At 34.6% G+C, this 8082-nt stretch carries 14 protein-coding genes; all 14 read right to left on the reverse strand.

All coding sequences use genetic code 11. The annotated features are described in order from the left end of the window. Positions 1-32: 32 nt before the first annotated feature. Positions 33-812, reverse strand: coding sequence for a TIGR01457 family HAD-type hydrolase (locus H5975_RS06500; protein WP_204785367.1), 780 nt, complete (start codon positions 810-812; stop codon positions 33-35). Next, positions 809-1339, reverse strand: a complete 531-nt coding sequence (locus H5975_RS06505; protein ID WP_204785368.1) for a YutD family protein — start codon at positions 1337-1339, stop codon at positions 809-811. Before H5975_RS06505 ends, H5975_RS06500 begins: the two co-directional genes overlap by 4 nt. Beyond that, positions 1339-1965 carry a metallophosphoesterase gene (locus tag H5975_RS06510; protein ID WP_204785369.1) on the reverse strand — a complete coding sequence of 209 codons (627 nt, stop codon included), beginning with the start codon at positions 1963-1965 and terminating at the stop codon, positions 1339-1341. The genes H5975_RS06505 and H5975_RS06510 overlap by 1 nt, the downstream gene beginning before the upstream one ends. Positions 1966-2015: 50 nt before the next feature. Then, positions 2016-3215: an acetate/propionate family kinase gene (locus H5975_RS06515; RefSeq protein WP_178659666.1), complete on the reverse strand. Its 1200-nt coding sequence runs from the start codon at positions 3213-3215 to the stop codon at positions 2016-2018. Between the two features lie 21 nt (positions 3216-3236). Further along, positions 3237-4247: an N-6 DNA methylase gene (locus H5975_RS06520; protein ID WP_204785379.1), complete on the reverse strand. Its 1011-nt coding sequence runs from the start codon at positions 4245-4247 to the stop codon at positions 3237-3239. 76 nt (positions 4248-4323) lie between these two features. After that, the gene (locus tag H5975_RS06525) at positions 4324-4599 is read right to left on the reverse strand and encodes a hypothetical protein (RefSeq protein ID WP_204785370.1); all 276 of its coding nucleotides are present in this window, start codon (positions 4597-4599) and stop codon (positions 4324-4326) included. After that, positions 4568-4993, reverse strand: coding sequence for a competence type IV pilus minor pilin ComGF (locus tag H5975_RS06530; RefSeq protein ID WP_204785371.1), 426 nt, complete (start codon positions 4991-4993; stop codon positions 4568-4570). The genes H5975_RS06525 and H5975_RS06530 overlap by 32 nt, the downstream gene beginning before the upstream one ends. After that, complete coding sequence (locus H5975_RS06535; RefSeq protein WP_204785372.1) at positions 4986-5258, reverse strand: type II secretion system protein; 273 nt, start codon at positions 5256-5258, stop codon at positions 4986-4988. The genes H5975_RS06530 and H5975_RS06535 overlap by 8 nt, the downstream gene beginning before the upstream one ends. Continuing rightward, complete coding sequence (locus tag H5975_RS06540; protein WP_204785373.1) at positions 5230-5490, reverse strand: hypothetical protein; 261 nt, start codon at positions 5488-5490, stop codon at positions 5230-5232. The genes H5975_RS06535 and H5975_RS06540 overlap by 29 nt, the downstream gene beginning before the upstream one ends. Continuing rightward, complete coding sequence (locus tag H5975_RS06545) at positions 5474-5665, reverse strand: type II secretion system protein (RefSeq protein ID WP_204785374.1); 192 nt, start codon at positions 5663-5665, stop codon at positions 5474-5476. Before H5975_RS06545 ends, H5975_RS06540 begins: the two co-directional genes overlap by 17 nt. Continuing rightward, the gene (comGC, locus tag H5975_RS06550) at positions 5662-5964 is read right to left on the reverse strand and encodes a competence type IV pilus major pilin ComGC (RefSeq protein WP_204785375.1); all 303 of its coding nucleotides are present in this window, start codon (positions 5962-5964) and stop codon (positions 5662-5664) included. The genes H5975_RS06545 and comGC overlap by 4 nt, the downstream gene beginning before the upstream one ends. After that, positions 5961-6506, reverse strand: coding sequence for a type II secretion system F family protein (locus H5975_RS06555; protein WP_342590536.1), 546 nt, complete (start codon positions 6504-6506; stop codon positions 5961-5963). Before H5975_RS06555 ends, comGC begins: the two co-directional genes overlap by 4 nt. A 3-nt stretch (positions 6507-6509) precedes the next feature. Further along, on the reverse strand, positions 6510-6962 hold the full coding sequence (locus tag H5975_RS06560) for a type II secretion system F family protein (RefSeq protein WP_204785377.1): 453 nt from the start codon (positions 6960-6962) through the stop codon (positions 6510-6512). Next, complete coding sequence (gene comGA / locus H5975_RS06565; RefSeq protein ID WP_204785378.1) at positions 6949-7920, reverse strand: competence type IV pilus ATPase ComGA; 972 nt, start codon at positions 7918-7920, stop codon at positions 6949-6951. Before comGA ends, H5975_RS06560 begins: the two co-directional genes overlap by 14 nt. Positions 7921-8082: the final 162 nt, after the last annotated feature.

Here is an 8082-nt window from a genome sequence, read left to right on the forward strand (position 1 = left end):
CTGTAATAATTGAACCTATAGAATCAATTGTTTTATTTATTAACTTTCCATTCATCAAGAGAATCAACCTCATACGTTGGTTTTATTTGCACACCTTTAATATCGTCCTTTGTTGACAATCCCGTATATACCAGTAGCGTATCCATTCCAACATTAATACCTGCCGAAATATCAGTATGATAGTTATCTCCAACCATAATAACTTGATTTCTTGATAAATGATACCTTTTCAACGCCATCTCCATAATTATTTTCTCAGGTTTACCAATCATAACTGGCTTTTTTTGAGTGGCATAACTGACTAATTCAACCAAGGATCCTGCCCCCGGAACCATTCCTTTTTCATTAGGTAAATTACTATCTGCATTCGTACCAATAAAGGTTGCTCCATTCCTTATTGCTAGAACAGCATTTTCAAACTTTTGATATGTCACTTGTGTATCTAAACCAACAACCACAAAATCAGGATGATCATTGACAAGCGTAAAACCAGCCATCTTTAAAGCATCTTTCAGTCCGCTTTCACCGATCACATATACACGACGTTTATTAACGACAGCATTTTGATTCAAATAATCAGCGGTCGCTAATGCTGTGGTATAAACATTATCAGATTGTATATTAATGTTGTGATTGTCACGTAAGTTTTGAGCCACAAATTGTGGAGAACGAGTACTATTATTAGTTACAAAAATCACTTTTTTATGATGATCCTGCAATCGTTTAATAAAACGCGCAGCAGCCGGAATACGTTTTTTCCCCTTGTAAGTAGTACCATCTAAATCAATAAAATAAGCATCATAATTTTTCATGATTGATTCCCTCGTTTCTTAATCACAAAGTGTGGTTTCTTATTATGACGAACCCTTCTCACTTCTTGATTATGTCGACGTCTTAATGAGGGCTCCGCTATTTTTCTTTTTTTCTCTTTAATTTCTGGACGACGATATCGTTTTCGACGACCCTGTTTTGGAATGTTTACTTCAAGATTATGCAAAATAAAATAGTTACACCCAAAATTACATTCTTCGTACAAATAATCTTGAATTGTGTCAACACCTTGGTCAGGCTTAAATAAGGGATTATCTTTATCATAAAAACCTCGCAATCTTAACTGTCCATAACCCCAATCACCGACAATATAGTTATATTTACTCAAAATCATACTAAAACGATCGGTAAAACTATCCAAATTAAAAGCATTGTTTTTGTCAAAAACAATTTCATACACATGTTTATTAATTTCCAAGTGAGTATCATCAACCATTCGTGACCGAAACGTTCCTCTTCGCTCTTCCACTCTCTGATCGATATAATCTTGTATTTTTGCACGATTCATTAATTTGTTTCTCCATCTTTTTTTGCTTTTTGAAGTAATACTTGCTTCTTTTGTGCAATTTCGTCTACTTCTCGTAAAAGAATCGGGGCTCCAAATTTTGGTCGTCTTTTCAACAAATCTAATTCTGGAGCATCAATCCCCACGTTAATATTGCTTTCATTTGGCACCATATAGTGATGAATATGACCATGTAGATTTAATATCTGCGGTGCTATACCAAGCATCATTGGATAATGTGTCATATACAGTTGTTGATGATTATACTTAATCAACTTTCCAACATCATGAAATTCAAACTTTGGTTTGTCATTAATCTTATAGTTATGATTAGCCAAATATTTAAATAAATCACGTCGATCATGGTTACCCTTTATCAATATTAACCTACCATGCAATTCCTGTAAAATTTGGTACACCTGTTCATCTCCCAAGCGCGGTGGCTTAGTGTAGTTAACTGCAATGTCCCCTAGATGAAATACCAAATCATCTTCATTGACCCGCTCATTCCAATTGTTCACAATTGTTGCATTCATTTCACTAACATTTTTAAAGGGGCGTGGTGCAAATTGATCAACACCCAATAAATTTTTATCAAAAAAATGTGTATCAGACACAACATACATCATCGTAATCACACTCCTAATCAAAAAAAGGTCAGCTTACACTGACCTTTTCTTTATTTAGACTGTTTCTTTAATCGTTCAATGTCATGAACAATCATTAATTCTTCATTAGTAGGAATTAAAAATACCTTAATTTTTGCATCATCAGATGAAATATCCCGTTCAACTCCACGAACATCGTTCTTCTTAGGATCAACTCCTACACCAAATGATGACAGACGATCAGCAATTGTTTGACGGAAATCTTTATCATTTTCCCCAACGCCGGCAGTAAATACAATGGCATCCGCACCATTCATTTCAGCTAAATAAGAACCAATGTACTTAACAACAGTATTTTCATCAATGTCTAAGGCCAATTGTGCTCGTTGGTTCCCTTCTTCAGCTGCTTTTTGTACATCACGCATATCACTGGATACGCCAGAAATACCAAGTAATCCTGACTTATGATTAAGAATATCAATCATTTGATCACTATCAATGTGAAGCTTATGTTCCATAAAGTTAACTAATGATGGGTCCACGTCTCCAGACCGGGTAGCCATGGTAATTCCTGCAAGAGGAGAAAATCCCATTGAGGTGTCAAATGACTTACCATTTTTAATGGCTGTAATAGATGCACCGGCTCCTAAGTGACAAGTAATTAACTTCAATTCACTAAGTGGCTTGCCTAATAATTTAGCTGCACGACTTGCAACATACCGGTGACTAGTTCCGTGAGCACCATAACGTCTAGCACCATACTTTTCATACCATTCATAAGGAACACTGTATAGAGCATTCATCTTTGGCATATCTGAGTGGAATGATGTATCAAATACTGCTACTGCAAAAGCATCAGGTAAAACCTTCTTAAAAGCCTTAATCCCTTCAAGCTCAGCTGGGTTATGAAGAGGAGCATATTCTGATAATTCATCAATCTTCTTCATGACATCATCATCAATTACTGCAGAATCCTTAAAGAATTCCCCACCAGCCACAATTCGGTGACCAACAGCCGTAATTTCATCATAACTTTTGACAATCTTTAAATCAGTTAATTGATCTAATAAGTATTGAACAGCTTCTCCGTGATCAGCGAATTTACGATCATCTTCATGAACTTGGCCATCGCCATATTTAATCTTAGCATGACCTTGTTCAAGACCAATCCGTTCAATTAGTCCTTCCGCAACAACATCTTCACTAGGCATATCAAATAACTTAAATTTAACTGTTGAACTACCTGCATTTACTGCAATTGTTTTTGCCATTGTTAATCTCCTTATTTAAATCTAACTTTTCAAACTAGTCTTAACCCATAGGTTAATTTGTGCTAAAAATTTGCGAAATTCCTTTTCATTTTTCAAAGAAGGAAAGCTTCCTAATAGAACCTGTTTAGCTTGCTTTGCATTCGCACCATGATTTTGTAATATTAAAATGGATTTCTGTGATGCAGTATTGCTAAACATATCACTTGGTAAATTAATAAATCCTTGCATATATGCAACGGACTGTATCCATTTTACAAATGATTCCGATTCCTTCGTTTCAAAAAGATTACTTGGAACAACAAAAAAGGCAAACCCACCAGGAACAATATAATTCATCGTTTGCTCAATCAGCAAATGATGTACATATGAATGACCCTTCTCTGACTTTGTTTGATAATTTTTAACATTATCATCCAATGGGTAATAACCAATCGGTAAATCAGCTACTGCCAAATCACTTTGTGGAATATCTAAGTTGGTAATGGAGTCTTGATGAAGCAACTGTACTGGCAACTGCTGTAAATCAACACTAACACTTGCAGCCGCTAACATTGAATCATCATTATCAATGCCATACGCTTCAACAGTTTGATGACTAATTTTTGTCAAATCATTCATTACCTTTGTCAGTAAATTACCTGTTCCAACTACTGGATCAAAAATCTTGTACGGCTTATTTAATGGTACAATTTGTCCAATTAAATAAGCAATCAACATTCCAATTGTGTCGGGTGTCATTTGATGATTAGCCTGAATTGCATCTTTACTCATAACTTTCAACAAGCATAATTGAAGAAGTCGACGAATTGTCTCCTTATCTTGATGCTGGATATCAAGTTTCTCGTATAAATCTTGTAATTTTTTTACAGTTTCAGGCTTTGGTAGTCCGTCTTCAACTCGAACGTGATTATTATCAACAAGGTTTTCAGCATTCTCCAGATAAGCATCTAAATATGAACATGCTAGGTCAGTATGAATTAATTCAATTGCCTGATTAAACTGTTCAAATAACTGTTCTGGGGTTTTATGCACCAAAACTCTACCCCCTTTTTAATAATAAACTCACAAATTTAAGTTTACATACTAATAAGAGGAAATTCAAGTTGAATCATCCCTTAACTCTAACATGTTTGCCAGAGTGAAGTTCTACACTCCACTCATCATTTGAAACACGACTCACTTTTCCTAAATTAAACTTGGCATTCCCATCAGATGCCATTTTCACCATTGCTTCTGCGATAAATTGATTAGATAAGTCATTATTAATAATGACTTGTCGCTGTAAATACTGATTAATCCATACTGCAGTGCAACTTAAAATTAATAATGTCATCATTGCCATTACAATTGCACTACCTGTACTCCGCAAAGCTAACAATTGCATCTTTTTCCTCACCATCTAGCATTTTTGCTGTAACATACACATTTCGACTGTTTAATTGGTGGTATTTGATACTGCCAGGATGATAGTTCGTCAAAATCGGTAAATAGCCACCGTGAACGGACCTAATAAAAACTGCATGTTTACCACTTTCAATTTGATATTCTTCATTATTACGGTCACTTAGAATTAACTGATTATTTTTCACTTTGGAAATTTGAAAATGACAACGGGGATCCTCCAGTCTTTCAATAAACAAATACCAATCAGTATTATTTTTCAAAGAATCGTTTTGTAAATGCAGGGCACTGGGTAATACTAATTGTATTAATAATATTGTCATCGCCTTCACCATCAAAGAAAAGATACATTCAATAATTGTAAATCCTTCACGCATTTTCCTCTTTAATCCTCAAAACCTCATTTCCATGATGGAAAACGACTAAACCATGAGGGATAATTTTTAGTTGATATCCCACTTTACGTGTCCAATGATTGCTTCGTTCATATTCACAACAAATCCTTGATGCAATCAATTTTTCTTCCATTTTATTTTTGTTCACCACAAATCCTTTCAATGTCGAAAGAAAAAACAATGCACCAATTATAACAATTGTTAAGCCTATCAAATGCTCACTCAGAATAAATCCTCTTTTTCTCAACTCGATATCCTCCACCTGCCATTTGGATTTTTAAATCTAGTTCTTCATGATTCAATACGTCAATAAAACTCCAAGTTGCTGGCTGAATATAGCCATTCGATAGCATTGTTCTTGGTTTGATTTCTCTTACCCGAATTGAATGCGGTACATTTATCCTTCTTTGATTATTTTTAGAGCAAAAAATAATCGCCCTATCCTGTTGATCATACGAAATATCAGTAATTTCCCCCATGATTTTGCGATCTTACCTGGGATAATTGCCATTCTTGTTTTAATTCATTCCAGAATTGTTTTTGCTGCCACTCTTGAAAAGTTCTCGTTGACTTAGGGATGACCAGTACTAACATAAAACTGATAATTCCTAACGCAATGACCATTTCGACCATTGTAAATGCACTTCGTTTCAATTTTTCCTAACCTGACCATGATTAATCTCAATATGATTTTTTTCAGCCGCTTTTAATTGTGAACTAGTTAAATACTGTTTGTCATATAACTGCTCTAAATTACTAGCTGGATATCCCGTTTCATTCTCAAATAAGTCTGCCTGTGTTTGAATAACGTTAACCATTGCGCGTTGATGAATGCTATTTACATTGTGACGCTGTTTCGTTAAATTTGGAATAATTATTAAAATTAATAAGCTGATTATGAAAAGCACAATTGCCATTTCCAAAAGTGTAAATCCATCTCTTTTTTTCTTCATTTCATCACCTGCACTGTTTGATATATAGGCATTAAAATTTTTAAATAGAGCCCTAAAATTACGGAAGCAATTATTAAATAGATTAATGGTTGAACCAGAACCATTTTCTGTTCACATTTAATTACCATTCGCTTAAATAAATGATTCCCCAGTGATTGCACTTGTTTCCCCAAATGGCCAATACTTTGCCCTTGTCTAATTAGGATCGATAATTCATTTGGAATAAATATTTCATTATGAATATAGTCGTTGAGGCTTGTGACCCCATTGGTTAATTGCCCATCCAACTCCTGACCAATTTGATAAAGAAGTGCCTCCCGATCAAATGTGTGGCACATTTTAATTATTTTCTGCAATGATAATCCTTCTAATAGAAGTAACGACAAATTACTACAAAAATAGTAACCATAATAATCGCAATAAATTTTACCAATAATTGGCAAACGACATAGTTGCCGAATTTGGCAAATAGTTGGCTTACGTTTAAAATAATAAACTTTATATAAAAGGATTGTGACAATTGAGCTCGAGACCCACGCCACGGGCTAAACAATATTACTCAATATTTTTTCATGATAGGAGCTCTCAATGCTGTTTAATTGCGGTAATACGAAGAAAACTATCATGCATACAATCATGCCTAGCAAGCAAATCAAAATTAACGGATATTCTAATAAGTGCTTTAATTTTTTGGTTTGTTGTAAGCGTACTTGAATGTAGTCACTAAAATAATGCAAAGTCATCAATAGTTGACCATGCTGTTCTGCTAATGACATTTGATAATACGTATCCACTGCCACCCAAGAGCGGATTGCATCCGCAAACGAATATCCCAGCGCCATTTTAGTATTAATATCTTTCAAAATTGGTTGCATTTTTGGATAAATTGTTTGAGAAAATAGGACTGCTTCTTTTAAAGAAAATCCTGATTCGAGAAGTTCAACTACCAGACTAAACCATTTTTGTTGGTCAACTAATTTGAAATTATCCTTTTTCAAATTTATAGAATATCTCTTTAGAAATTTTTTGCTCTTTAACTGCTTTAAAAAGTAATTCATGCCATTCACTTCCAACACCATTTTCATTTTGCATCAATAATTCATCATGCTCCTTAATATCAAAAAGAACTGCAAAATCATCGTTTTTTAAAGGTAATAACCTCTGATAACAAGCCCCTAACAGCGCTTGATCAATATAATAATCTGCAATTCCTAATTGTTTTAAACGCGATACGACACCACTAGCACTTTTTGCGTGAATTGTGCTTAATACTAAATGGCCGCTCAACGCAGCTTCAATCGCTGCCTGGGCTGTTTCGTAATCACGAATTTCCCCAATAATAAACACTTGCGGACGATGTCGTAAGCCAAGTTTTATCAAATTTTGATAATTCATCTGTGCTTGAACGTTAACTTGAAGTTGCAAGAAAGATGGCTCTTCAATCTCTACCGGGTCCTCAATCGTTAATACAACTTGATTGGAGCACTCTTCCCTTAATAATCGATACATAGTTGTCGTTTTCCCAGAACCCATTGGCCCGGAAAATAAAACTAATCCTTGTCCTTGAATCAGTTTTAATAGTTGAGACCATTGTTGCGGTGCAACGAGTTGATAGTTGTTATGATTCAGTCGATAGATTATTCGAAGAACCATTGATTCTCGGCATAAATAATCACCAACAGTTGATAATCTAAGGTCAATTTTGCTATTAAATAAAAATCGGTGTAAAGTACCAGCTTGTGGACGTCGATGCTCACTCATAGACATATTAGCTTGAAACTTTAAATATGATATTAATTGTTCAGCTTCATTGACTTTTAAACTATCGATCTGTTTGTTTTCACGTCCATTAAAGATAACCGTATACCGATCTCCTAAAGGAAGAATATATATGTCAGTTGTCTTCTGTTGAATCGCATGGTTTAATAAGCGTTTAATATATTGACTTGGGTTCATTTTTTACCTCCTCACTATATTAGAGACGCAAAATGACACCAATTATACGAAAAAAAGGGGGCTGTGACATAAGTCCCCAATAATAAACGGAGTTGGATGAAATCTTCGGATTTCATTCAGCTCCGTTTTCCTTTAAAATATAGATACATTGATAAAAGAAAA

Origin of the sequence: Limosilactobacillus coleohominis (assembly GCF_016901675.1) — a bacterium.
Classification (GTDB): Bacteria; Bacillota; Bacilli; order Lactobacillales; family Lactobacillaceae; genus Limosilactobacillus; species Limosilactobacillus intestinavium.